Origin of the sequence: Nonomuraea endophytica, from assembly GCF_014203235.1 — a bacterium.
In the GTDB taxonomy this organism is placed as follows: Bacteria; Actinomycetota; Actinomycetes; order Streptosporangiales; family Streptosporangiaceae; genus Nonomuraea; species Nonomuraea endophytica.
On record NZ_JACHIN010000019.1, the window covers coordinates 157,548 to 182,657 of the forward strand.

24 protein-coding genes are annotated in these 25,110 nt (G+C 69.3%); 13 read left to right on the forward strand and 11 right to left on the reverse strand.

The annotated features are described in order from the left end of the window. The first annotated feature begins 208 nt into the window (after window positions 1-208). The 4 genes from HNR40_RS46365 (at window position 209) to HNR40_RS46380 (ending at window position 4,883) form a co-directional block, all read left to right on the forward strand. Window positions 209-823, forward strand: coding sequence for a DUF937 domain-containing protein (locus HNR40_RS46365; protein ID WP_184973384.1), 615 nt, complete (start codon window positions 209-211; stop codon window positions 821-823). Window positions 824-839: 16 nt separating this feature from the next. Continuing rightward, complete coding sequence (locus HNR40_RS46370) at window positions 840-1,421, forward strand: Maf family protein (RefSeq protein ID WP_184973386.1); 582 nt, start codon at window positions 840-842, stop codon at window positions 1,419-1,421. Between the two features lie 677 nt (window positions 1,422-2,098). Then, entirely contained in the window at window positions 2,099-2,860 is a 762-nt protein-coding gene (locus HNR40_RS46375; RefSeq protein WP_184973388.1) for a class I SAM-dependent methyltransferase, read from the forward strand. 451 nt (window positions 2,861-3,311) lie between these two features. Next, a complete protein-coding gene (locus tag HNR40_RS46380) occupies window positions 3,312-4,883 on the forward strand; it encodes an ATP-dependent DNA ligase (RefSeq protein WP_184973389.1) in 1,572 nt (523 codons plus the stop codon). Between the two features lie 2 nt (window positions 4,884-4,885). Here the strand turns inward: HNR40_RS46380 and HNR40_RS46385 are convergent, their stop codons facing one another. After that, window positions 4,886-6,064 carry an AAA family ATPase gene (locus HNR40_RS46385; protein ID WP_184973391.1) on the reverse strand — a complete coding sequence of 393 codons (1,179 nt, stop codon included), beginning with the start codon at window positions 6,062-6,064 and terminating at the stop codon, window positions 4,886-4,888. 292 nt (window positions 6,065-6,356) lie between these two features. Here HNR40_RS46385 and HNR40_RS56865 point away from each other — a divergent pair, with 292 nt between their 5' ends. Then, window positions 6,357-7,064 carry a septal ring lytic transglycosylase RlpA family protein gene (locus tag HNR40_RS56865; protein ID WP_281395836.1) on the forward strand — a complete coding sequence of 236 codons (708 nt, stop codon included), beginning with the start codon at window positions 6,357-6,359 and terminating at the stop codon, window positions 7,062-7,064. Between the two features lie 654 nt (window positions 7,065-7,718). Here HNR40_RS56865 and HNR40_RS46395 read toward each other — a convergent pair. Then, entirely contained in the window at window positions 7,719-8,327 is a 609-nt protein-coding gene (locus HNR40_RS46395) for a DUF1707 and DUF4870 domain-containing protein (RefSeq protein WP_246510581.1), read from the reverse strand. A 132-nt stretch (window positions 8,328-8,459) separates the two neighbouring features. Between HNR40_RS46395 and HNR40_RS46400 the strand changes: the two genes are divergently transcribed. Beyond that, a complete protein-coding gene (locus HNR40_RS46400) occupies window positions 8,460-8,804 on the forward strand; it encodes a hypothetical protein (protein WP_184973393.1) in 345 nt (114 codons plus the stop codon). Window positions 8,805-9,269: 465 nt separating this feature from the next. On the opposite strand, the gene HNR40_RS46405 is transcribed toward HNR40_RS46400, so the two are convergent. From HNR40_RS46405 to HNR40_RS46415, 3 genes are all read right to left on the reverse strand, one after another. Continuing rightward, window positions 9,270-10,328: a DUF4192 domain-containing protein gene (locus HNR40_RS46405; RefSeq protein WP_184973394.1), complete on the reverse strand. Its 1,059-nt coding sequence runs from the start codon at window positions 10,326-10,328 to the stop codon at window positions 9,270-9,272. A 414-nt stretch (window positions 10,329-10,742) separates the two neighbouring features. Then, entirely contained in the window at window positions 10,743-11,474 is a 732-nt protein-coding gene (locus HNR40_RS46410; RefSeq protein WP_184973396.1) for an EI24 domain-containing protein, read from the reverse strand. A 117-nt stretch (window positions 11,475-11,591) separates the two neighbouring features. Continuing rightward, complete coding sequence (locus HNR40_RS46415) at window positions 11,592-11,966, reverse strand: FKBP-type peptidyl-prolyl cis-trans isomerase (RefSeq protein ID WP_184973397.1); 375 nt, start codon at window positions 11,964-11,966, stop codon at window positions 11,592-11,594. 54 nt (window positions 11,967-12,020) lie between these two features. On the opposite strand from HNR40_RS46415, the gene HNR40_RS46420 reads away from it, so the two are divergent. Next, window positions 12,021-12,638, forward strand: a complete 618-nt coding sequence (locus HNR40_RS46420; protein WP_184973399.1) for an SDR family NAD(P)-dependent oxidoreductase — start codon at window positions 12,021-12,023, stop codon at window positions 12,636-12,638. On the opposite strand, the gene HNR40_RS46425 is transcribed toward HNR40_RS46420, so the two are convergent. Further along, a complete protein-coding gene (locus tag HNR40_RS46425; RefSeq protein ID WP_184973401.1) occupies window positions 12,639-14,078 on the reverse strand; it encodes a GuaB1 family IMP dehydrogenase-related protein in 1,440 nt (479 codons plus the stop codon). Between the two features lie 78 nt (window positions 14,079-14,156). Between HNR40_RS46425 and HNR40_RS46430 the strand changes: the two genes are divergently transcribed. After that, window positions 14,157-14,609, forward strand: a complete 453-nt coding sequence (locus tag HNR40_RS46430) for a GyrI-like domain-containing protein (RefSeq protein ID WP_184973403.1) — start codon at window positions 14,157-14,159, stop codon at window positions 14,607-14,609. Here the strand turns inward: HNR40_RS46430 and HNR40_RS46435 are convergent. After that, complete coding sequence (locus HNR40_RS46435; protein WP_184973404.1) at window positions 14,598-15,143, reverse strand: TetR/AcrR family transcriptional regulator; 546 nt, start codon at window positions 15,141-15,143, stop codon at window positions 14,598-14,600. The genes HNR40_RS46430 and HNR40_RS46435 overlap by 12 nt on opposite strands. 60 nt (window positions 15,144-15,203) lie before the next feature. Here HNR40_RS46435 and HNR40_RS46440 point away from each other — a divergent pair, with 60 nt between their 5' ends. Then, a complete protein-coding gene (locus HNR40_RS46440) occupies window positions 15,204-16,409 on the forward strand; it encodes an FAD-dependent monooxygenase (protein ID WP_184973405.1) in 1,206 nt (401 codons plus the stop codon). Window positions 16,410-16,521: 112 nt separating this feature from the next. Here the strand turns inward: HNR40_RS46440 and HNR40_RS56870 are convergent, their stop codons facing one another. Genes HNR40_RS56870 through HNR40_RS46455 form a run of 3 tightly spaced genes read right to left on the reverse strand, consistent with a single transcriptional unit; the run spans window position 16,522 to window position 19,447 of the window. Next, complete coding sequence (locus tag HNR40_RS56870) at window positions 16,522-17,697, reverse strand: cytochrome P450 (protein WP_184973406.1); 1,176 nt, start codon at window positions 17,695-17,697, stop codon at window positions 16,522-16,524. Then, window positions 17,694-18,335 (reverse strand): nitroreductase family protein, encoded by a 642-nt coding sequence (locus HNR40_RS46450; RefSeq protein WP_184973407.1) that lies wholly within the window; start codon window positions 18,333-18,335, stop codon window positions 17,694-17,696. Before HNR40_RS46450 ends, HNR40_RS56870 begins: the two co-directional genes overlap by 4 nt. Next, complete coding sequence (locus HNR40_RS46455) at window positions 18,335-19,447, reverse strand: CaiB/BaiF CoA transferase family protein (RefSeq protein ID WP_184973408.1); 1,113 nt, start codon at window positions 19,445-19,447, stop codon at window positions 18,335-18,337. Before HNR40_RS46455 ends, HNR40_RS46450 begins: the two co-directional genes overlap by 1 nt. 147 nt (window positions 19,448-19,594) lie before the next feature. Here HNR40_RS46455 and HNR40_RS46460 point away from each other — a divergent pair, with 147 nt between their 5' ends. From HNR40_RS46460 to HNR40_RS46475, 4 genes are all read left to right on the forward strand, one after another. Then, the gene (locus tag HNR40_RS46460) at window positions 19,595-21,103 is read left to right on the forward strand and encodes a serine/threonine-protein kinase (protein ID WP_184973409.1); all 1,509 of its coding nucleotides are present in this window, start codon (window positions 19,595-19,597) and stop codon (window positions 21,101-21,103) included. Next, a complete protein-coding gene (locus HNR40_RS46465; protein ID WP_184973410.1) occupies window positions 21,100-22,080 on the forward strand; it encodes an NAD(P)-dependent oxidoreductase in 981 nt (326 codons plus the stop codon). Before HNR40_RS46460 ends, HNR40_RS46465 begins: the two co-directional genes overlap by 4 nt. Window positions 22,081-22,210: 130 nt before the next feature. Next, complete coding sequence (locus HNR40_RS46470; RefSeq protein WP_184973411.1) at window positions 22,211-23,560, forward strand: FAD-binding oxidoreductase; 1,350 nt, start codon at window positions 22,211-22,213, stop codon at window positions 23,558-23,560. A gap of 3 nt (window positions 23,561-23,563) precedes the next feature. Next, the gene (locus HNR40_RS46475) at window positions 23,564-24,823 is read left to right on the forward strand and encodes an SAM-dependent methyltransferase (protein WP_184973412.1); all 1,260 of its coding nucleotides are present in this window, start codon (window positions 23,564-23,566) and stop codon (window positions 24,821-24,823) included. A 46-nt stretch (window positions 24,824-24,869) separates the two neighbouring features. On the opposite strand, the gene HNR40_RS46480 is transcribed toward HNR40_RS46475, so the two are convergent. Next, the coding region (locus HNR40_RS46480) for a hypothetical protein (protein WP_221341650.1) at window positions 24,870-25,110 on the reverse strand (241 nt) is incomplete at its 5' end.

Sequence of the window (25,110 nt, forward strand, 5' to 3'; positions counted from 1 at the left end):
GACTGGTCTTTCGCGGGTTCCGGACCCCTTAGGGGCTTGTGTGAGGGTCCGGTTCCCTTGGTTTTTGAGGGGTTGGAGGATCGGGTGGGTTTTGAGGCGGGCCGTACCTGATCTGAGGGGTGTTGGTAGACAGTTAGGTCAATTCGGGAAATAGCTCGATAAAGCGGAGGGTAGGTCCACCCGAGACAAACGATCGGGGGGACTTGTCGTGTCACTCAATGATGAGCTACTCGCACAACTGGGCGACTCCGGACTGCAGCAGATCGCCGGCCTGCTCGGCACCGACACGGCCACGGCGCGCAGCGTCGTCGAGGCCGCGACCGGGACCATCGCGGGCGGCATGGCCCGCAACGCCGAGGACAACGATGGCGCGCAGTCGCTGCGCAGCGCACTCGACCAGCATGTAGACGCCGACCCCTTCAGCGGTGACGTCGCCAACCTGTCGAGGGACGGGGAGGGGATCCTGGGGCACGTTCTCGGCTCACAGGGGACGGAGCAGGCGGCGCAGGGGCTGGCACAGTTCGCCGGGATCAACTCCGGCACCATCATGAAGCTGCTGCCGCTCATCGCACCCATGATCATGTCCTTGCTGGCCAACCGGGCCTCCCAGCAGAACATGGACGCCGGAGCCGTGGCCAACGACCTCAACCAGGAACAGGCCGGTATGCAGACCGGCGGCCTCGGCGACCTGCTGGGCGCGGTGCTCGGCGGCATCTTCGGCGGCGAACAGCAGCAGAGCCAGCAGCAACAGCCGCCCCAGCAGCAACAGCAACAACAGCAGCCGACCTCGGCCGCTCCGGGCACGTCGAACCCCGACTGGTGACCGGTAAGCTGGGGTGATGATCGTCCTCGCCTCAGCGTCACCCGCCCGTCTGGCCCTTCTGCGCACTGCCGGGCTCGATCCCAAGGTGATCGTCAGCGGCGTGGACGAGGACGCCTACACCGCGCACTCGCCCGCCGCGCTCAGCCTCGTGCTGGCACGGGCGAAGGCGCGCGCGGTGGCGTCCGACCTCGACGAGGGGCTGGTCATCGGGTGCGACTCCATCCTTGAGCTGGACGGCCGGCCGTACGGCAAGCCGGGCACACCCGAGGAGACCGCCGCCTGCTGGCGGATGATGCGCGGCCGCACGGCCCGCCTGGTGACCGGCCACTGCGTCATCGACGTGGCGGCCGGCCGGGAGGCCGCCGAGACGGCGACCACAGTGGTCCGCTTCGGCCAGCCGACCGAGGCCGAGCTGAAGGCGTACATCGATTCGGGGGAGCCGCTGCAGATGGCCGGCGGGTTCAGCATCGAGGGCCGCGGCGGCTGGTTCGTGGACGGCATCGACGGCGACCACGGCAACGTCCTGGGCATCTCCCTACCGCTGACCCGATCCCTGTTCGAAGAACTGGGCCACTCGGTGACGTCCTACTGGCGGTAGCCACCTTTGAGGGGCTAGCCACCTACGCCCACCGACAACCGGCCCTGCCGCCCGAACAGGCCGCCGGGCGCCGCTGCGGTTGGCAACACTACGGGTGTCCACCGCGCCGCTGGGCTCCATGTGGCGACTCGCGTTGGAGAGCGCCTCCCGCATGGCAGGCGACGCGACGGTCATCGACGTAGCTGCCGCGTGGTGCGCTGTGGGGAAGGCATTGCACGGGGGCACCGCATGGCAGGCGACGCGACGGTCATCGACGTGGCTGCCACGTGGTGCGCTGTGGGGAAGGCGTTGCACGGGGCCGCCGATGCCGCGATCCGCGCTGCGCCGTGCGCCCACGGAGGCCTGCCGGCGCAGCCGACCTGGGGTGTTGACGCGGCCGCCATGTGGTGCGCTGCGGAGAGGGCGTTGCGCGGGGGCCGCTGACGCAGGACGCAGCCGACGTGGGGCGTTCACGCCGCGCTCCGTGATCCGCGTGGCGGCTGTGCGTGGTGTGCCGCCAAACAGGCCTGCCGCAGGGCGCCCGACGCCGCGATCCGCGTGGCCGCATGCACGTGACGCACTGGTGTGAAGGTCGGCCTTTGGCGGTGCGCCTCGGGCGGACCAGAGGGCGGGGTGAGGGGGCCTTTGGTTGGGGTGTGTGCTCGACTGGGGGGTTGTTGGGCTGCGAAGGTGATCTTATGAAGCGCACGTTCGAGGAACTGGTGGACGAGGCCGCGTCGGTGTCCGTTGAGGGTTGGGAGTTCTCCTGGCTGGATGGGCGGGCGACGGAGGTGCGGCCTTCGTGGGGGTATCAGCGGTTCATGGCCGAACGTTTGGCTGGAGCTGCTGCTGGGCTTGATGTTCAGACTGGCGGTGGGGAAGTGCTGGCCGGGGCTGGGCGGTTTCCGCCGTTGATGGTCGCCACCGAGTCCTGGGCGCCGAATCTTGCCAAAGCTACCCGGCTGTTGCATCCGCGGGGGTGCGTTGTCGTGTCGGACTCGGATGAGCCGCCGCTGCCGTTCGCGGACGGGGCCTTTGATCTGGTGACCAGTCGGCATCCGGTGACTGTGTGGTGGGAGGAGATCAGCCGCGTTCTGGCTCCTGGTGGGACATATCTGTCGCAGCAGGTTGGGCCGGAGAGTGTGTTTGAGCTGGTCGAGTACTTTCTGGGGCCGTTGTCTGCTGAGAGGCGGCGGGCTCGGCATCCGGATGACGCTCGGGCCGGTGCGGAGGCGGCTGGGCTTGAGGTGGTGGATCTGCGGTTCGAGCGGTTGCGGACGGAGTTCTTCGACGTGGGCGCGGTGATCTACTTTCTGCGGAAGGTGATCTGGATGGTGCCTGGGTTCACGGTTGAGGAGTATTTGCCACGGTTGCGGGAGCTGCATGAGCGGCTGGAGAGCGAGGGGCCGTTCGTGGCCACTACCACCCGCTTTCTGATCGAGGCTCGCAAGCCGGGGTGACCTCTCCATCCGTGCTGCGTCCTGGTCTGCTGTGGTCCTCATCACGAGCCTTGCCGTCGTTTGGGTGCGTGTGGTGTGCGCGGGAGTTTCCGCCCGTGGTTGGTGGCGATAGCGGGGGTTTGGGGCGCCGTGCGGCGGGTTGGTGGGTGGTGGGCTTGGCGCCCTTCGCAGGTGGGCTAGGTGGGGCACGGGGGCTGGTCAAGGTGGGCCGTTGCGGTGGGGACCACGTCCGACGTGAGAAGCGATCCCCACGATCGGCGCCCGCCCACGGCGGCGGGTGGGGGTGGGTGGGCTTGCCGTAACGGATGGTGGGGGTGTGGGGGCTTGCTCTGAGGGGTGTGACGGACTCTAAGGGGTGTGACGGAGGAGCGAACGCGCCGTAGGCGGCTGATTGAGGATGGGGCATCGGCGCTGGTGGGTTTTGTCGGCGGGGTGCGGCAACATAGCGGGTGTGCTATTGATCGACGTGGTCCGGGTGTCGGAGGCGGTGACGCGGACGTCGGCTCGGCTGGGGAAGGTGGGACACCTCGCCGAGCTGCTCGGCAGGGTTGGCCCCGATGAGGCCGAGATCGCCATCGCCTATCTGTCCGGTGAGCTGCCGCAGCGGCAGGTCGGGGTGGGGTGGCGGACGCTTCAGGACATTCCGCCGCCTCGGCTGGCCGCCACTGCCACGCTGGCCCAGGTGGATGGGTTGCTGAGCCGGATCAAGGCGGTTTCCGGGCAGGGGTCGCAGGCGGCGCGGAAGGGGCTCGTGACGGAGCTGTTCGCGGGGCTGACCAGTCAGGAGCAGGCGTTTTTGACCCGGTTGCTCAGCGGGGAGTTGCGTCAGGGGGCGCTCGATGGGGTCATGATCGAGGCTGTGGCCAAGGCTTCCGGGGCGCCGTCGGCGGATGTGCGGCGGGCGTTGACGTTGCGGGGCTGGCTGCCCGCGGTGGGGGCGGCGGCGCTTTCTGGGGGGATTGACGCGTTGCGGGCGTTCCGGCTGGAGGTTGGCCGCCCGGTGGCTCCCATGTTGGCAGGTAGTGCCGCGAATGTCGCCGCTGCGCTGGAGAAGGCTGCTCAGGCGAGGTCGCACGCCGCTGCCCAACAGTCTGAGGATGGCGCCTCGGGTGTGGTGGCGTTGGAGTGGAAGCTGGATGGGATTCGGGTGCAGGCGCACCGGTCTGGGGAGGATGTTCGGGTTTTTACCCGCACGCTTGACGACATCACCAACCAGGTCCCTGAGCTGGTGGAGGCCGTGCTCGGCCTGTCTGAGTCCGATCTGGTGCTCGACGGTGAGGTGATCGCGCTTCAGCCGGACGGCCGGCCGTACCCCTTCCAGGTCACGGCGAGCCGGGTGGCCAGCAAGCTGGACGTCGCGCGGCTGCGTGAGCGGACGCCGTTGAGCGTGTTCTTCTTCGACGCGCTGCGGGCCGGTGGCGAGGATCTTCTTGATCTGCCCTATTCCGCACGGCAGGAGGCGCTGGCCAGGACCGTTCCGCCCGGGCTGCTCACCCCGCGCCTGGTCACCGGTGACGTGGCCAAGGCGGAGGCGTTCTTCGCCGAGGTCGTGCGCGCCGGGCACGAGGGGCTCGTGGTCAAAACCCTCACCTCCCCGTACGCGGCCGGTCGGCGTGGCGCCGGATGGATCAAGGTGAAGCCGCGCCACACGCTCGACCTCGTGGTCCTCGCGGCGGAATGGGGTCACGGTCGCCGGGAGGGCAAGCTGTCCAACCTCCACCTGGGCGCCCGCGACCCCGAGGGCGGCTTCGTGATGCTGGGCAAGACGTTCAAGGGCCTGACCGACGAGTTGCTCGCCTGGCAGACCGAACGGTTCCTGGAGATCGCCGACGGCCCCACCGACGGCTGGACGGTCACGTTGCGTCCCGAACTGGTCGTCGAGATCGCCTTCGACGGGGTTCAGCGCTCGCCGCGCTATCCCGGCGGCATGGCGTTGCGATTCGCCCGGGTAATTCGCTATCGCCCGGACAAACGAGTCGATGAGGCCGACACCGTCGACACGGTCCGGTCACTCATGGTCTGATGTCAGCGTTTGGGCCATTTCCAGCTGGGTCCGTCGAGCGGTCCCTGCCCGGCCACTCCGGTTTCGCCCAGTTCCTTCACCAGCTCGATCGTCGTGGCCTTACGCCGTTCCAGTGCGGCGACCAGGGGTTTGGCGTGCGTCACGACGATCACCTGCGTCTCCTCGGCGGCCGCGGCGATCAGTTCGCCGAGGGGTTCGAGGAGGTCGGGGTGGAGGCTGGTCTCCGGCTCGTTCAGGACCAGCATCTCCGGCGGGCGGGGCGTGAGGAGCGCCGCCACCCACAGCAGGTACCTCAGCGTGCCGTCGGACAACTCCGCGCTGCCCAGCGCACGCAGCAGACCGTCCTGCCTCAGCGTGAGCTCCATGCGCGTGCCCTCAAGCGCGATCTCCACCCGGCTGCCCGGGAAGGCGTGGTCGACGGCCGCGTCGAGGGCGTCCGCGTCGCCGATCTCGCGGATCGTCTGCAGCGCCGCCGCCACGTCGCCGCCGTCGTGACTCAGCACCGGGGTGCGGGTGCCGATCTGTGCTTGTCGCGCTGGTGCGTGCGCGTCCGTCCGTAGATGGTCGTAGAAGCGCCATGATCTGATCCGCTCGCGCAGCACCAGCAGATCGGGCGCGCGCACCGGGTCCGCCATCTCGCTGAGCATGCTGTCGAAGGGCTGCAGGTCGTGCGGTACGAACTCCCACTTGCCGCCGCGATCACGAATCTGTACGGCGGGGCCGCCCCGCTGGGCAAGCAACGTCGCAGGCCGGAGGATGGGTCCCGCCCAGGTCGCCTCGGCCTTGATCTCCGGGTCGAGGGAGAAGGCGGAGCCGGCGCCGCCATACCCGCCGGTGGGGATGGGCAGGCCGAGGTCCACGGCGTAGCCGAAGTCGTCCCCGGCGAAGCCCAGCTTGAGGCTGACCGGGCCGGAACGCGTCGTGCCCTGCACCGGGTGGACACCCTCGCGTACGCTCCGGCCGATGCTCTCCGGCCCGGCCCACAACGTGGACGCCAGGCCGCCCTCCCTGGCCAGAGCGGCGACGGCGCCGTTGCGCGCGGAGTCGGCGAGAAGGCGCAGCGCGCGGTAGAGGCTGGACTTGCCGCTGCCGTTGGCGCCGGTCACGACGTTGAGCCGCCCCAGTGAGACGAACAGCTTGCGCAGTGACCGGTAGTTCTCGACGGCGAGCGTGTTCATCATCGTGCCAGGGTACGGCCCGGCCAAATTGATCACGCAGAGTGCTGGCCGGGAATCCAGGACACCACAAGATCAGGCGCGTACCCTCAAAACTCTAGTGAAACTTGTGATCAAAGTGATATATATCACTACTTGACTCATTAAGTTGCCTTTACTCGGGCTTTGTCGCGTATGTTCACTCCGTTGCCGGGGCGTTGACTCGCCCCATCCTTCCGGGAACGGCTGAAGCGCGCCCGATACCCCTTCTCGCCTGGCCTTTCCCCGTCCTGTCCCCTATCTAGGACTGTGGTTCCCCTTGGGTCAGCATTCGACCAAGCCGTCTCGTCCGAACCCCCTTGCCCGGTCTTCCGCAAGCGGCAAGCGCCGCTGGACCGCCCTGGCCGCCGGAGTAGCCGTCGTCGCGGCCGCCTCGACCACCGCCTGGGCCGCGGTTACCAACGGTGACGACACCCGGCGCGCCACCGCCATGAAGACCACGGCCACCCCCTCGGCCCCGTCGGCCGAGACCCCGTCGGGCCGTCCGTCCGCCGCCTCGCAGACCGCCATCCCGAAGCCGCCGCCCGGCGGAACGGTCCAATCCGAGGGCAAGCCGGCGCATACCCCATCGCCCGGTGAGCCGGAGGCGTCTCCCAAGCCGTCGTCAAGCCCCAGCAAAGCGCCGACCGCGCCCAAGGTGGCCAAGGCGGAGCGGGTCACCAAGCCGCGTACCCGGGTCGTCTCCACCGGCACGTGCGGGGCGTCCTTCTACGGCGAGCCCCAGATGACGGCCAGTGGGGAGCGCTTCAACCCGTCCGCGATGACGGCGGCGCACAAGACGCTGCCGCTCGGCAGCCGGGTCCGGGTCACGAACCCGAACAACGGCGACTCGGTGACGGTTCGCATCAACGACCGTGGGCCCTATGTGGGCGGACGGTGCCTGGACCTGTCGGAAGCCGCCTTCGACGCCATCGGCAACACCGGCTCGGGCGTCATGACCGTCAAGTACGAGGTCCTGGCCAGGTAATCGCGCTTTTGCTTGTCTGGCGGGTGGCCTTCGCGTGGATGCCCTCACACGGCGGCGGATTGCCGTGGACCGGGTGGGCAACGTGCCTGCCGTGGGCGGTTCTCGCGGCGCGTAGTCCGGTGTCCGATGTGGGCCTGGTCTGCTGTGGCGGTGCCTCGTGTCGCCCGGACTGCCGATGGGCCGGCCTTGCATGCGGTTGACACAGGCGGCTTGTGGCGCGATTTCCATGTGGGCCTGAGCTCAGCGCGTCCGGTGTCCGGTGCTGGCCGAGGCGGGGTGTAGCTGTCGCCCCGTGTGGCCCGGAGCCCGGTGGGCCAGGTCTCGCCGCGATCGCCTGGGCCCGGTTTGCCTGTCGGCCAGGTGTCGCATGTGGGCCCCGGTCCTCCCGTGTGGGCCCGGTCTTCCGTGTGGACTCGGGCGGTGCGTGGGCCGGGTGCTGTGTGGGCCCGGGTCTCCCGCTTTCGGGCGGGAGCCGGGTGGGCCACAGGTCTAGCGTGGCTGGCGCTTGGTGTGAGGCCGGAGGCCCCTCTCTGGTTGCCTTTTGCTGGTAGCTGGTAGCTGGTAGCTGGTAGCTGGTAGCTGGTGGCCTTGGACCTTGGCCTTTGGGCTTTGGGCCTTGGGCCGTGGGTCTTGGGTTGCGGGTTGAGGGTGGGGTTACTTGATCAGGCGGACTGTCAGCGGGTAGCGGAACTCGTTCTCCGAGAGGGCGGCCACGCCTCCGGCGATCGACAGGACGATCGCGGCGACCCAGATGACCGGCAGCAAGATGACGCCCACGATGGTGAACGGGAGCAAGAACGTGGCTCCGGTCACCGTGAGGTGGAAGTTGAGCGACTCCAAGGCGTGCCGGCGGATGTAGGGCGAGGTCTTGCCGGCGGTCAGCAACAGGATCAGCGGGCCGATGATGGGGAAACCGATCAGCGCCACGAGGTGGGCCGCGGACGCGCCCAGGCGTTCGTTGCTCTCCGTGGGGCCGTGGTGGTGCTTCGGCGGTGCCGGGGCCATCGTCTGCTGGTGTAGGTGGGCTGCCGGGCGGGAGCCGTACAGCTCGGTCATGATGGGCATGAGGTCGCCGTGCGTGCGCGCGGTCATGGCGCGTTCGAGGCGGTCGTCGAACTCGAGCTTGTCGAACCGGCCCTCGGCATAGGCGGCCTGGACATGCTCCACGACGTGCTCGCGGTCCTGGTTGGTCACCCGCAATTGGGCTTGGGGCACCGGTCCCGGGCCGCCCGGGGGTGTGGATGCCTCTGTCATCGCGGCCATGCCTCTCCTTAGCTCAGGCGGTCTTTCCCTATGCTGCATCCTTTTCCTGTGATGTGGGATCGGGAGGAACCCCGAAGTCTCCCTTAGAACAGCCCCGACGCGGCGGACGCGAAACCGATATAAAAAGGAACCATGAGATGGCGAGACCGCTATGGGCTCCGGCGTCTGCGCGGGCCGAAGGTCGCTAAGTTCGACCGGGAGGCGACGGACGCCGACATCGAAGCGCTCATCGCCTTTGCCAAGTCGCGGCGCGGCGTCGAGTTCTACGTCGAACCGGAGACCTTTGCCACTGACACCACGGCCGTCGCCGTGGCTGACGACGGGGAGTGGACCCGGCGACGGGTCGGCTCGCCCGCCGTCATCCACAAGGTCGCCCGTGACCTGGCTCTGCCCGTGTACGACGTGCAGTTGACCGGGTATCCGCAGCGCATGCGCGCCTACAACGAGAAGCGGCGCAGGGAGGAGGGCGGGCTGTAGCCGCCTGCCCTTCGGGGCACGCGCCGGGCTGGCGCGTGCCCTTTTCGTGTGCCCGCAATCTTCCTCCTCGCTCCGGAGCAGCACCTCTCAGTGGCGGCACTGGGTGGTGTCGGTGGTGATGCGTGATGCCCTGTGGCGTCCGGGGTGGGACTGACGGCGTCTGCGTGGTGCCGGGTGCCGGGGGTGTGGGTCAGCCGACGCGGCGGCCTGCTGGGTCAGGCCGCCGCAGCGATCGCGGCGGGGTGGTCAGGCCGTCATGGCGTTCGCCCAGGTGGTGGGATCAGGCGCTGACGGTATCTGCGTGGTGACGGGGGCGTTACGGTGCCTGCTCGGGGGTGGCGAACTACGGCGTCATGGCGTCTGTTCGGGGGTGGTGGGTTAGGTCGTCATGGCGTCTGCTCGGGTGGTGGGTTGCGCCGGTGGGGGTTCGCTGGCTGGCCTTGGCGGTGTCTGCGGGCTGCGGGGTCAGGGTGTTACGGCGTCGGCGGGGTCGTCCAGGAGGGTGGTCAGGGGGAGGAGCCAGGCGGCTTTGGGGGTGCCCATGGCGGTGTTCAGTTCGGCGGGCGTGGGAAGGCGGCCGCGCAGGAGTGAAGGCGGCAGGAGCTGCTGCAGGGCGTGCATCAGCAGGTTGGCCATGGAATAGGCCGGGTCTATGGTTAGGGCGCGTTCCAGGGCTATTACCGCCAGAACGCTGTCACCTGAGCGCCAGCTGGACATGGCCAGCAGGGAAGCGGGCGCTGGGACGAAGCGGGGCTCCAGCCTGCGGGTGAGGTCCTTCCAGAGCGGGGCGTGGGCGTCTTCCATGAGGGTCCAGGCCTCGTCACGGATGCGGATGATCGTGAGGTCCAGGCCCAGCTTGGCTGCTTCCGCGTCTTCCAGGCGGCGGCCGGCCGCGTGGGAGGCGATGGCGGCTCGGACCCTTACCAGGCCCTCGGCTACGAACTGGCGGGCGAAGGCCTCGGTGTCCTTCGCACCTGCCAGGCGGGCGCGGAGGTCGGCTACGGCGGTGGCCGTGGCGGCGCGCATTGACATGCGGACTGGGCCGGTGAACGGGGCGATGGTGCGTTCCAACGTCTGGCGGTCGGGGAGCGCGACCATGCCGTGGACCGTTGCCTCTGCTGCCACTGGGCTGGTCGTGGGGTCGTAGGGGGTGCCTGTGGGTGGGCAGCAGTGGGGGAGGTCGCAGGTGTAGGACCAGTAGCGGCCGTCCTCCGCTCGCAGGGCTTCGCCGATCTTCACGCCCTCTGCCGCTGCCAGGCGTCTGGCTTCGTCGATGGCGGGGGTTACCAACTGGCCTGTGCCGTAGCCGACGAGGATCAGCTCTGTGATCTTTTCGCGCTCCAGGACCGGGGTCAGGGGTGCCAGGGCGTCCGCGGGTAGGGGCAGGCTCCAGCGGGCCGCGATCTGGGCCTGGTCGGCGGACATGCCGATCACGATCAGGCTTTCCGACGGGTGGAAGCCGACCAGGTACGGCACCGCGGCGAGGATGTCGGACGGGGAGAGGAGGGTGAGGCACGGGGTCATGAGGCATGAGGGTGCCGTGGATGGGGGTGGGATTGGGGGGCCGAAAGGGGTTCTGGGGATGGGCCGGGGTGGGGGCAGATCTGGCTGTGGATAACGTGGGCCACACCGGAAAACGCTGGCCAGAAGGACGCGGTGGTACCGGAACACGCAGGCCGTACTGGATACAGCGGGCCGTACCAGGAAGGTGCGGGCCGTACCAGGAAGGTGCGGGTCGTACCAGGAAGGGGCGGGTTGGCACAGAAGGGTGCGGGCCATCCCAGGAAGGTGCGGGCCGTCCCGGGAGGGGTGCGGGCCATCCCAGGAAGGTGCGGGCCGTCCCGGGAGGGGTGCGGGCCATCCCAGGAAGGTGCGGGCCGTCCCGGGAGGGGTGCGGGCCGTAGCAAAGAAGACGCCGGCTGTATCCGGGGGAGGCGGCTATGCGGGGGAGAGGCGTTCACGGACCAGTAGGGCGGCGCCCGCTACTGCGGCCGGCATGGCGATCACGGCTACGAAGGGGAGCAGGAACAGGAGGAACACCACCACGCCGAAGCCCAGGGCGGCGGGCTTGTTGCCGCGGAGCAGCGCGAAACGCTGCTTGCGTGCCAAACCTCGCCTTTCCATCGAAAGGGTCGTGAGTTCTACTGTCAGGAAAAATCCGGAAACGGCGGCGCCTATCACCGGGATCACCGTCTGGCCCACCACCGGGATGAAACCGAGGAAGAACAGCGGGATGGTGATCAACAGCACCCATCCCAATGTGACCAGGCTGTCTCTGATCGAGCGGGGCAGCGTCCGCCACCAGGGCAGTTCCTCATATCCCGGCACGACGTCCACCGTCGCCGACAGCTTCTCGTAGAACGGCTCGCCGATCACCAGCGTGATCGCGGTGAACGTGACCACCGCCAGAGCCAGCCCGCCCACGAACACGACGATCGCGATCATCACCCGGAACGCGTCCCGCCAGCCCCAGGTGTCGGCGAAGGGTGTCATCCAGTTGGCCAGTTCGATGGCGTTGTTGCCCAGATAGACGAGAGCCGCCACATAGATGGCGAAGGCGATCAGTGCGGGGATCAGTCCGAAGAGCCACCAACGCCCGTTACGTGCTACCCATCCCAGCCCTTGAAAGAAAAAGCCGACACCGGCGAAGAAGTCGCGCACAGATCGCATGCCCGGCATGCTAGCGCGCGGGAAGGCGACGTCGGCGCGCGACTAAAGGCGCCGCCGGGCCATGACTGAGAGGCGCCGCCCCGCCCGTCAGGGGCGTGGCGACGCCCGACCAGCCGACTAACCGACCGAGAGCAGGTCCACCACGAAGATGAGGGTCTCGCCCGGCTTGATGCGGGCCCCGGCGCCGCGGTTGCCGTAGCCGAGGTGTGGCGGGATGACCAGCTTGCGCCGGCCGCCGACCTTCATGCCCGCGACCCCCTGGTCCCAGCCGGCGATGACGCGCCCGCCGCCGAGCGGGAACGCGAACGCCTCGCCCCGGTTCCACGACGCGTCGAACTCCTCGCCGGTGGAGAAGGCGACGCCGACGTAGTGGACGTTGACCGTGTGGCCGGGCTTGGCCTCGGGGCCGTCGCCCGTGACCAGGTCGACGATCTCCAGGTCGGTGGGCGGGTTGCCCTCCGGGAAGTCGATCTCCGGCTTCTCGAGTGCCACGAAAGTACTCCTGATGAACGAAACGAATGGACCCGACGACTCTATGCTGTCGGGATGGCCCTTTCTCCCGATGGGATCCTGCTCACCGGGCGCGTCGCCGTGGTCACCGGCGGCGCCGAGGGGGTGGGGCGGGTGGTGGCTGAGGCGTTCGAGGCCTTCGGGGCTTCGGTGGCGGTCTGCGACCGGGTCAAGATCGCGGGCGGGCAGGGGCTGACGATGACGCTCGACGTCCGTGATCCGATGGCCGCCGACGTGTTCGCCCGCGCGGTGGAAGAGCGTTATGGGCGGGTGGACATCCTGGTCAACAGCGCGGGCGGCGCCTGTGACACGCGTTTCGCCGAGACCACGGCCATGGGCGAGCGTACTGTCATCGAGGAGAACTTCGCCCAGCTCACGGCCATGATCCGGCGCCTGCTGCCGCTGATGCGGGCGGGCTCGTCGATCATTAACATCGGGGCGGCGCCGGGGTTCGCGATCCAAGCCGCCATGACGGCGGCCGTCGCGGGGCTCACCGCTTCGCTGGCGGTGGAGCTGGCGCCGATCCGGGTCAACGCGATCGCGCCGGGACGGCCGCCCGGCGACTTTTCCGGCGCGGCCGCGGTGGCGGTCTTCCTGGCCGGGGAGATGGCGAGGCTGGTCACGGGCACGACCATCCACGTCGGCCAGGAGTGATCACCAGCTCTGGTGCAGCGGCATGCCCTCGGTGTAGCCGGAGGACGACTGGATGCCGACCACGGCCCGCTCGTAGAACTCCTCCAGCGTCGTGGCGCCCGCGTAGGTGCACGAGGACCTGAGGCCGGCCACGATGGCGTCGATCTGGTCCTCGACGCTGGGGCGCAGCGGGTCCAGGTACATGCGGGAGGTCGAGATGCCCTCCTCGAACAACGCCTTGCGGGCCCGATCGAAGGGGCTGTCCTCGGCGGTACGCAGGCGTACGGCCCGCGCCGACGCCATCCCGAAGTTCTCCTTGTACTTGCGGCCGTCGGCCGCGGTCCGGGTGTCACCGGGCGACTCATAGGTGCCGGCGAACCAGGATCCGATCATGACGTTGGAAGCCCCGGCGGCCAGCGCGAGCGCGACGTCACGCGGGTGCCGTACGCCGCCGTCGGCCCACACGTGGCGCCCCAGCCGGCGGGCCTCGGCGGCGCACTCCAGCACGGCGGAGAACTGGGGACGTCCGACGCCGGTCATCATCCGGGTGGTGCACATGGCGCCCGGGCCGACGCCGACCTTGAGGATGTCGGCTCCGGCGTCGACGAGGTCGCGTACACCCTCGGCTGTCACGACGTTTCCCGCCGCGACCGGCACGGCCGGGTCGAGCGCCCGCACGGAGCGCAGCGCGGAGAGCATCTTCTCCTGGTGGCCGTGCGCCGTGTCCACGACGAGGACGTCGACGCCCGCCTCAAGTAGCTCCTTGGCCTTGGCGGCCACGTCGCCGTTGACGCCGACGGCGGCGGCGACGCGCAGCTTGCCCGCGGCGTCGAGCGCGGGGTCGTAGAGGGTGGCGCGCAGCGCGCCGGTGCGGGTGAGGATGCCGATCAGGCGGCCCTCGCCGTCCACGATGGGGGCCAGGCGGTGGCGGCCGTCGTGCAGGCGGTCGAAGGCCACGCGCGGGTCCAGCCCGGCGGGCAGCGTCAGGAGCTCGGTGGACATCACCTGCGACAGCTGGGTGTACATGTCCACGCCCTGGCAGTCGGCGTCGGTCACCACGCCGACCGGGCGGTTCTCCCAGTCGACCACGATGACCGCGCCGTGGGCGCGCTTGGGCAGCAGGTTGAGCGCCTCGCCGACCGTTTCGTGCGGCGTGAGGGTGAGCGGCGTGTCGTGGACCAGGTCGCGCTTCTTGACCCAGTCGACCACGTCGGCCACCACATCGATCGGGATGTCCTGCGGGATGACGGTGATGCCGCCCCGCCGTGCCACCGTCTCGGCCATGCGGCGGCCGGCCACGGCGGTCATGTTCGCCACGACGAGGGGGATGGTGGTGCCCGTGCCGTCGTTCGTCGAGAGATCGACGCCGAGCCGGGATCCGACCGAGGAACGCGACGGGACCATGAACACGTCGCTGTAGGTCAGGTCGTAGGACGGCTCGAGTCCGTTGAGAAACTTCACGTTCGTCCATCCTATGCGGTAGCTGGTCAAGTCCCGCCATATGATCGGCCCTGGATACTTATGGGGGATGGAGGAGCAGTGGACGTCACAGAACGCGCCGAACTGCTGGTGGTCGGCTACGCCGTACGCACGACGAACGCCGACGAGATGGATCCCTCGCGCGCGAAGCTGCCCGCGCAATGGCAGCGGGGCGGGGCGCCGGGCGCTTTCGCCCACGTTCCCGGGCGAACGGACGAGAACCTCTACGCGGTCCTCACCGACTATGAAAGCGACCATCACGGGGCATATACCCAGATTCTCGGGGTCGGGGTGCGGACCGTTCCAAGGCTGCCGGAAGGGATGGTCGCGGTACGCGTGCCGGCCGGCCAGTCGCTGACCCTGGCGGCCCGCGGACCGATGCCGCAGGCGCTCATCGAGGCCTGGCAGCAGGTCTGGAAGCACACCGAGTCCGGCGGCAGCCCGGCCCGCGCCTTCACCACGGACCTGGAGATCCACCACGCGGACGGCGCCGACCTCTACCTAGCGATCTGAGGGCAGGCCGAGCGCGTCGCACCCGGCGCGCACGGCCACGGCCCGCAGTTGGTCCACGGGCGCGTCCGCGAACTGCACGGCGCAGTCGGCCACCCCGCCCAGCGCGACCGTCGCGCGCGCGGCCTGCTCCAGCGTCGGATTCTCCCCCACCAGGAGTACGGCGAGCCGCTCCCGCGAGGTGAACGCCCAGTCGATCAGCCCCTGGCCGCTCAGCGTGATCATCTCCCTGAGCAGGAACATCACCATGTCCCGGTGCCGGTGGTGGAAGTCGAAGTACTCCCTGAGCAGCTCGGGGACGTCGACCTCCGCCAGCGACTCCAGCCGTGACACGTAGGCCTCGCCGTCCTGGAACATCGGCTCGATGATGCTGCGCACCAGCTCCTCGCGGGAGGAGAAGTGGTAGTAGAGCGCCGGTTTGGTGATCCCGAGCCCGTCGGCGATGTCCTGAAGGCTCGTCTGCTGCATGCCCTTGGCCAGGAACAGCTCGCGGGCGACGGCCTGGATGCGGCTCTTGGTGTCACCGGGTCTTGCCATGGACCCCAGTATGACTTACCGTCCGTTAAGTCAGCTACTTACCTACCGTTAGGTAAAAGCATGCGTGTCCTCATCTCCGGCGCCAGCGTCGCCGGCCCCGTCCTCGCCTACTGGCTGGCCCGCCACGGCTTCGAGGTCACCGTCGTGGAACGCGCGCCCACGCTGCGCAAGACCGGCGGCCACGCGGTGGACCTGTTCCGCCCCGCCATGGACATCGCCGAGCGCATGGGCGTCCTCGACCAGCTCGAACAGGCCAAGACCGGCACCAGTCACCTCGCCTACCACCGCGCCGGCAAGCGCCCGGTCGGGCTTGAGCTCGGCCGCCTCGTCGCGGCGGTCTCCGACCGGCACGTGGAGATCATGCGCGACGACCTCAGCGAGATCCTCTACGAGCGCTCCCGCGACGGCGCCGAGTACATCTTCGGCGACTCCATCACCGCCATCTCCGACCAGGGCGAGGTGACCTTCGAGAACGGGCCGTCCCGGCGCTTCGACCTCGTGGTGGGGGCCGACGGCCTGCACTCGAACGTGCGCCGCCTGACGTTCGGCGACGCCGAGGAGCACTGGATCGGCGCGTACCTGGCGGTAGCGACCGTACCCAACTACCTGGGGCTGGACGGGCGGATGGAGGTCGCCGCCGACGTCGGCAGGATCGCCGGGATCTACGGCGCCGACCGCCTGCCCGACGCGCGGGCCATCTTCCTGTTCCGTCCCGCCGCCCAGCTGGACTACCACTACCGCGACGTGCCCAGGCAGAAGCGACTGCTGCGCGAGGCGTTCGCCGACATGGGCTGGGAGGTCCCTCGCCTCCTGGACGAGACGGACGCCGCGCAGACCTTCTACTTCGACTCGGTGACCCAGCTCCGCCTCGACACGTGGTCACGCGGCAGGGTCACGCTGGTCGGCGACGCGGGCTACTGCCCCGGCCCGGCGGTGGGTGGCAGCACGAGCCTGGCGGTCGTGGGCGCGTACGTGCTGGCCGGCGAACTGGCCGCGCACGGCGGCGACCACACGCGCGCTTTCCCGGCCTACGAACACGAAATTTCGGACTATGTACGGCGGAGCCGCACCTTCGCCGTGGCGGCCGCCAAACGCCTGGTCCCGGGGACGCGCATGGACGTCTGGGCCCTGGCGCAGGGAGCCCGCCTGATCAACCACCTCCCCGGCCCCCTGACCCGCCGCCTGGCCAAGCTGAGCGCCAACGGCCTGCGCCTCCACGACTCGATCACCCTGAAGCCCTACCACCCCCTCAGAACCCACGCCTAGCCCGGAGGCGTGGCCAGGAGAAGAGCCGGGCGCCTCGCGGGAGAACCAAGGCGCGGCACTTGGAGGGTGGCCGCGGGGCCTGGGGAGCGCGTGGCGTCCCACCCGGAGGGTGTTAGGGCTTGCGGGGGTGGAGGGTTATGGGGAAGGACGTGACGCCCCGGACGAAGGAGTTGCGCATCAGGCGGGGACCCTCGGCGTCAGCCCAGGCCGCCGAGTCCACCCGCGCCACCCACTCCTCGAAGAAGATCTTGAGCTCCAGCCGCGCCAACGCCGCCCCCAGGCAGAAGTGGGTGCCGAGGCCGAAGGCGATGTGGCCGCCGGGTTTGCGGGTGATGTCGAAGGTGTCGGGGTCGTCGAAGACCGCCGGGTCGCGGTTGGCGGAGCCGTACATGAGTAGGACCTGCCGGCCCTTTTCGATGGTCTGGCCGTGGAGGGTGGTGTCGCGGGTGGCGGTGCGGCACATGTTGAGAATCGGCGTGGTCCAGCGGATGAACTCCTCGACGGCGGTGTCGATCTGGGAGGGGTTCTCGCGCAGGTGGCGCCACTGGGCGGGGTGGCGGATGAGGGCGTCCAGGGCGGTGGCGATCACGGTGCGGGTGGTCTCGGCACCACCGTCGAGCAGGAGGAGAGCCTCGTTGGCGAGGTGTTCGTCGTCGTAGTCGGGGCGGGCCGACCACACCGACAGGAGGTCGTCCCGGGGGCAGGTGCGGCGCTCGGCGGCCAGGTCGAGGACGGCGAGGCCGAACTCGCCGGCGGCGACGGCGGCCTCGTGGGTGACGTAGCGCAGGCCGCCGCCGGCCGCGATCGTGGTCTCCGACCAGTGTTTGAGCTTGGGCCAGTCCGCGTCGGGGAAGCCGAGCAGCCAACCGATCATGCGGGCGGGCAGCGGGGCGGCCAGGGCGGGCACCGCGTCCACGGTGCCTTCCGACAGGGCCTGGTCGATCTGTTCCGTGACCACGGCCCTGACCCGGTCGGCGTAGCGTTCGTGCACGTGACGCGGGGTGAAGCGGCGGTAGACGAGGCGGCGGCGCTCGGCGTGCTCGGGGTCGTCCATGCCGATCATGGACGGGTCGGAGGGCAGCTGGGGACGGTAGCCGCCGGTGCTGGTCCAGAGCCTGGCGTCGCGTTCGATGGCGCAGATGTCGGCATGGCGGGAGATGCCCCACAGGTCGTTGGCGGCGTCGTAGTGGGCGGGGGAGTGCTCGCGCAGCCAGGCGTAGAGCGGCAGGGGGTCGCCGGCGTACAGGTCGCCGTCGAGCAGGTCGATGCCCGCGCGCGGGGTGCTCATGCCGACGGGTTCCAGAGGGGCTCGTCCACGGTGAAGCCGACCGGGTCGCCCCAGCGGTTGCGGTAGCCGACCTCGTGGACGGGACGGCGGGGCGCCACGCCCCAGCGGCCGGTCGGGTAGCCGAAGGTCACCGTGCAGGCCAGGCGCCAACCCTCGCCTTCGGGAACGCCGAGCAGCCGCAGGGTCTCCTTCGGGTGGAACATGCCGAGGATGGTGGTCAGCGCGGTGCCGACGCCGTGGGCGCGGGCGGCGAGCTGGGCGTTCCAGACGGCGGGGAAGATGGAGCCGCCGCTCGGGTCGTGCTGGACGAACGCGAACAGCAGCAGCGGGTACGCGTCGAAGTGGTCGGCCAGGTACTGGGCGGAGGTGAAGACGCGGGTGGCCTGGTCGTCGGCCCGGTCGAGCGCGTCCTTGTAGTGCGTCTCGTACAGGCGGCGCAGGCCGTCCTGGTAGAGCGGGGCGAGCTCGGCCCTGAGCGCGGGGTCGTCGACCAGTAGGAAGCGCCAGTTCTGGGCGTTGCCGCCGGTGGGGGCGCGGATGGCGGCGTCCAGGATCGAGCGCTGCACCTCCATCGGGACGGGGTCGGGCTTTACGCGGCGCATCGCCCGCGTCGTGTAGAGGGCCTCGAAGACGTCCATCAGGCCAGCACCCCTGCTTCGCGTAGTTTGTCGGCTTCGGCGGCGTCGAGTCCCCACGCCGCGAGGTCGGTCAGCCGGGTGGCCGGGGACAGATCGGGCGCCGGGGCGCCGAGCAGGCGCGGCGCCGGCACCGGCTGCCGGTAGTCGCCCACATGGACGAAGCTCTCCCTGGCCACGTTGTGCGGGTGGTCGACGGCCTCGCCCATGGTCAGCACGGGGGAGACGCAGGCGTCGGAACCGTCGAAGACGGCCTCCCACTCGGCCCTGGTCTTCGACAGGAAGGCCTCGGCGAGCCGGGCCTTGAGCGCGGGCCACTGCTGTTTGTCGCCGCGGTCGGGCAGGTCGCTCAGCTCCATCAGGCGGACCATCTCGTCCCAGAACTGCGGCTCCAGCGAGCCGACCGCCATGAACTGGCCGTCGGCGGTCTCGTAGGTGTCGTACATGGGGGCGCCGGTGTCGAGCAGGTTGGTGCCGCGCGGGCCCCAGAAGCCGGACTGCACGCCGTGGTGGAACATCGCGAACAGGATCGAGGCGCCGTCCACCATCGCGGCGTCGATCACCCGGCCCTTGCCGGTCCGTTCGCGCTCGAAAAGGGCCAGCAGCACGCCGTACGCCAGCATCAGCCCGCCACCGGCGAAGTCGCCGAGTATGTTGATCGGCGGCGTCGGCTTGTCACCGGCGCGGCCGAGCATCGACAGGATGCCGGAGACCGCGATGTAGTCGATGTCGTGCCCGGCGGTCGGGGCCAGCGGGCCGTCCTGGCCCCAGCCGGTCATGCGGCCGTAGACGAGCCTCGGGTTGATCTCGTGCAGGTCGGCGGGGCCGATGCCGAGGCGTTCCGCGACACCGGGGCGGAACACCTCGATGACCACGTCCGCGTTCCGCGCCAGTTCCTTGAACGCGCGCACGCCCTCGGGCGACTTCAGATCGAGGCCGACGGTCTGTTTGCCACGGTCCATCACGTCCGTGCGCGGCCGGTCGGTGACCGCTTTGACGCGGTCGACGCGCAGAACCTCGGCGCCGTGGTCGGCGAGCATCATCCCGGCGAACGGCCCCGGCGCGAGCCCCGCCAGCTCCAGCACCCGCACTCCGGCCAGCGGACCTTCACGCATGGACATCTCCTCGACTCTGTTCCGGCACGGCGCCCACCCCAGTAGAACAACATTCGGTAGCAGGCCGCAACCATGCCCGGCTCATGTGATCACACTCTTCCGCACTCCCACTTATGGGAAACTTGCCCACTGTTGTGGAGGTTGGACATGGTTTCGGAACAGCTCGTCGCTCGGCGGTACCAGTTACTGCGCGAGCTGGGGCGCGGCGGCATGGGCGTGGTCTGGGAAGGTCGCGACACGCTCCTCAACAGGCAGATCGCGATCAAGGAGGTGCTGCTGCCCGACGGGGTCCCACCCGCCGACCGGGAGCGGCAGCTTTTGCGTACCGCCCGTGAGGCGCGCACGGCCGCCCGGCTCAACCACCCGTCGGTCGTCGCGATCTACGACGTCGTCGAGGAGGACGGCCGCCCCTGGATCATCATGGAGATGCTCAGGGCACGCTCCATCGAGGAGATCGTGGCCACCACCGGCGCGCTGCCCATCCCGCAGGCCGCCGAGGTGGGCAGGCAGGTGCTCTCCGCGCTGCGCGCCGCGCACGAACTGGGCATCCTGCACCGCGACGTCAAACCGAGCAACATCTTGCTCGACGACGACGGCAGGGCCGTGCTCACCGACTTCGGCATCGCCACCGCCGAAGGCGACTCCTCGCTGACCAGCACCGGCATGGTCACCGGCTCGCCCAGCTTCCTCGCGCCCGAGCGGGTGCGCGCGGCCGAGGCCGGGCCGGCCTCCGACCTGTGGTCGCTGGGCGCCACCCTGTTCGCGGCGCTGACCGGGCGCTCGCCGTTCGAGCGGGGCGAGCCCATGGCCACGCTCACCGCGCTGCTCAACGAGGAGCCCGACTACCGGCGCATCCCGCCCGCCATGCATCCCGTGCTGCGCGGGCTGCTGCGCAAGGAGCCGCACGAGCGGCTGGGGCCGGAGGAGGCCGAACGGCTGCTGGCCGGGCTGGCGGCCGGCCGTACCGTGGAGTCGGAGGAGAAGGTGGGCAGCCGCAAGCTGCTCGTCGCGGCCGTGGCGGCGGTCGTCCTGGTGATCGGCGGGGGCGTGAGCGCGTACTCGATCCTGTCGGCCGACCCCGGACCCACCCCGCGCCTCGCGCAGCGCGCGGCCAGCAGCCCGATACCGAGCGTCTCCACGCCGACCCCGAGCCCCACGCTGTCACCGACGCCGACCCCCACCCCGACCAGGACCAGGCCGCCGATGCGGGTCTGGACCTCGCCCGACGGCTGGTCGATCTCCCGCCCGGCCGGCTGGCGAGGCGCCCGCGGCGACGGCTCCACCACCTGGACCAGGCCCGACCAGCGCGGACACCTGGCCGTCGAGCCCGTCTACTCCGAGACCGACCCGCACCAGCTCCTGCGCGACGCCGAAGAGATGTTCAAGGAGACCGGCCAGGAGTTCACCACGGTCGGCCGCAAGGTCGTCAGGCATCGCGGGGCGGCCGCGGTCGAGTGGGAGTTCACCTGGCGGGCCGCGGGCGGCCCCGGCGAGAGCGCCTGGGCGCGGGCCGGGCAGCGCTACCGCGAGATCAGGCGCGCGGTCACGGTCGGCGAGACCGCCTACGTCCTGTCCTGGACCTTCACCGAGGCGGGGTGGCAGCGGCACCGGGAACTCATGCGCAAGGTGATCAACAGCTTTACAGTGGGCGCATGACGCCCTGGAACCTGCTGGCGCTGCCGCCGCTGCCCGAGGAACTGCTGCGGGGCCTGATCAAACCTCTCGGCGATCGGGTACGGCTGAGCGTCCCCGCCCGCCGGGACCGGGCCGCCATGCTCGACGCCCTGCCGGAGGCCGAGATCGTGCTCGGCGACTGGTCGGCCGAGCTCGCGCTCGACGCCGAGGCGGTCGCGGCCGCGTCCCGGCTCGCGTTCGTGCAGCAGCCGTCGGTCGGCGTGGACGGGCACGACCTGACGGCCCTGGCCGCCGCCGGGGTGCCGCTGGCCAACACCGCCGGGGTCAGCGCCGTGGCGGTCGCGGAGTGGTGCGTGTCGGCGGCGCTGGCCGTACGCAGGAAGCTGCGCGAAGCCGACGCCGCGGTACGCGCGGGCCGCTGGCCCCAGCAGGAGCTGCAGCCGAGCGAGCTGTCCGGGTCGAAGGTCGGGATCGTCGGCCACGGCCCGATCGGCGCGGAGTGCGGCCGGTTGTTCCGCGCGTTCGGCTGCCAGGTGTCCTACTGGACCCGCACCCCCCGCGAGGACCCCGCCTACACGCCGCTGGAGACGGTCGTCGCCGAGTCCGACGTGCTCGTGGTGGTCATCGCGCTGTCGGAGCAGACGCGCGGGCTCATCGATCCCCGGCGGATGAAGCAGGGCGCGCTGCTCGTCAACGCGGCGCGTGGCGAGGTCGTCGATCAGGCGGCGCTGGTCGAGGCGCTCGGCGGCCACCTGGGCGGCGCGGCGCTCGACGTCTTCCCCACCGAGCCGCTGCCCGCCGACGACCCGCTGCTCGGGCTCGACCGCGTCCTGCTGTCGCCGCACATCGCGGGCGTCACGGGCCAGGCGACGGGACGCCTGATCAAGGCCGTCATGGACAACCTTGAGGCGGCGGTAGACGGGCGGCCACTAGTCAACGTTGTCAACAGGGCCGAGGCGATTGTCACCAGGAAGTTTGGCGATTCGCCCGCGGCGTAGGGCCTCTACCTGGCACTGTGAACAGTTTTCGTGTCTTTAACAGACCCCGGTCTGTTCTATGTGTTTGGAGGGAGATACGGTCTTACGGACGATCTCTACCAGCTCCAGGGGGTGTTCCGTGACGACAGACATGTCGACACACCAGAGGGCCGTAGAGCACATCCGGCAGTCGTACGCCGAGATTCCCGGGGACGCCGCGCCCCGCCTGGCCAAGGCCACGTCGAACCTGTTCAGGTTCCGCGACAACGGCAAGACGGCCAAGCTCTCCGCACGTGACCTCGACGAGGTCATCAGCGTGGATCCGGTCACGATGACGGCTGAAGTCCAGGGGATGACGACCTACGAGAACCTCGTGGACGCCACCCTTCCGCACGGGCTCATGCCGTACGTCGTGCCGCAGCTCAAGACGATCACGCTCGGGGGAGCGGTGACGGGTCTGGGCATCGAGTCGACCAGCTTCAAGGACGGTCTGCCGCACGAGTCGGTCGAGGAGCTCGAGATCCTCACCGGCGACGGGCGCATCGTCATCGCCCGCGACGACAACGAGCACCGCGACCTCTTCCGCGCCTTCCCGAACTCCTACGGCACGCTCGGCTACGCCCTGCGCATCCGGATCAAGCTCAAGGCGGTCCAGCCGTACGTGCATCTCACGCACGTGAAGTTCACCGACGCGGACAAGTGCATGCTGGCCATGCAGGAGATCTGCGACACGATGGTGCACGACGGCGAGCAGGTCGACTTCATCGACGGGGTGTTCTTCGACCCCGACGAGATGTACATCACGCTCGGCCGCTTCGCCGAGCGCGCCCCCTACGTCTCGGACTACACGGGGATGCGCATCTACTACCAGTCCATCCGCAAGCGCAACCGCGACTGGCTGACCGTGCGCGACTACCTGTGGCGCTGGGACACCGACTGGTTCTGGTGCTCGCGCGCGTTCGGCGTGCAGCAGCCGGTCGTCCGCTCGCTCATGCCGCGCCGCTACATGCGCTCCGACGTCTACCGCAGGCTCGTCGCCCTCGATCGCAAGTACGGTTTCACCGCCCGCGTCGACCGGTGGCGTGACCAGCCGGTGCAGGAGTCGGTGATCCAGGACGTGGAGACGCCGGTCGAGCGGGGCGCGGACTTCCTCAGGTTCTTCCACGAGAAGGTCGGCATGACGCCGGTCTGGATGTGCCCGCTCAAGTCGTCGAGCGACTGGCCGCTCTACCCGCTGGAGCAGGGCAAGCTGTATGTCAATTTCGGGTTCTGGGGTCTGGTCCCGTTGCCTCGGGGGCAGTTCGACGGGTACTACAACCGGCTCATCGAGAACTCTGTGCACGAGCTGGACGGGCACAAGTCGCTATATTCAACCAGTTTCTATGCCCGTGAGCAGTTCTGGCAGCTGTACAACGGCGATGCTTACTGGCCGGTCAAGCGGGAATACGATCCGAACGGTCGCCTGCTTGACCTGTACGACAAGTGTGTGCGGGGAAGGTAAGTGATGGCGCTCGCAACCATCTTTGAAAAAATCGTCGGTTCCAAGTCGAACATCTCGTTCCTGGCTTATGACGGCAGCAAGGCCGGGCCGGACGGGTCGGACGTCACCATCGAGGTGAAGTCGCCCATCGCGGTGGCGTACCTGGCTCAAGCTCCGGGGGAGCTCGGTCTGGCGCGTGCCTATGTCTCGGGGCACATCGACGTGCACGGTGACATCTACACGTTGCTCGACCGCATGTGGAACATCACCACCAACGACCTGACTCTCGCCGAAAAAGTGGACGCCGTCCGCTCTTTGGGCATGAAGCCGTTGATGATGCGTGTTCCGCCGCCTCCGCAGGAGATGCGGCAGAGCACCCTGGCCAAGCTCGGCTCCCGGCACGCCAAACAGCGTGACGCCGAAGCCATCCACCACCATTACGACGTCTCCAACCGCTTCTACGAGTGGGTCCTGGGCCCGTCGATGGCGTACACGTGCGCCGTCTACCCCACCCAGGAATCCACGCTGGAAGAGGCCCAGTTCGCCAAGTTCGACCTGGTGGCCAAGAAGCTCGACCTGAAGCCCGGCATGCGCCTGCTCGACGTCGGCTGCGGCTGGGGCGGCATGGTCATGCACGCCGCCAAGAACTACGGCGTCAAGGCGCTCGGCGTCACCCTGTCGAAACAGCAGGCCGAATGGGCCCAGGCCGCCATCAAGGAGGCAGGCCTGGAGGACCTGGCGGAAGTCCGCTTCATGGACTACCGCGACGTCCCCGAAGGCGACTTCGACGCAGTCAGCAGCATCGGCCTCACCGAGCACATCGGCGCCGCCAACGTGCCGGCCTACTTCTCTTTCCTGTACGGCAAGCTCCGCCCCGGCGGTCGCATCCTGAACCACTGCATCACCCGGCCCACGGGCAAGGAGAAGACGTTCAACAAGGGCGGTTTCATCAACCGCTACGTCTTCCCCGACGGTGAGCTGGAGTCGGTGGGCTACCTGGTCAGGCAGATGGAGGACCTCGGCTTCGAGATCCGCCACGAGGAGAACCTGCGCGAGCACTACGCCAAGACGCTGCGCGCCTGGTGCGACAACCTCGACGCCAACTGGGAAGACGCCGTCCAGGAAGTCGGCATGGGCACGGCCCGGGTGTGGGCCCTGTACATGGCCGGCTGCATCGTGGGCTTCGAACGCAACAAGGTCCAGCTGCACCAGGTGCTGGGCGTGAAGCTCGACAAGGACGGCCGCTCCGGCATCCCCCTCCGCCCCTCCGCCAACTGGCCGTAAGTGCTTCGCCCCTGCTGGAGCCCGGGTGGGGCTCCAGCAGGGCCCATCACGGCGCGACCAGCTCAACGAGCGGAACCGCGACCAGGATCGGCAACTCCAGCTCAAGCCGGTCCCGATGCACCCGGTGCAGCCGATACTCCGAGACCACCGCGTCCAGGTGAAACTCCCTGACCTCGGTGATCTCGTATTTCTCGTCTAGATGGTTGATTCCAAGGCGGCTGCTTACGATCAATGGTCGTAGGCGGTGAGGGATCGGGCGGTGGGCTGGCCGGTCTTGTCGTTGTGCC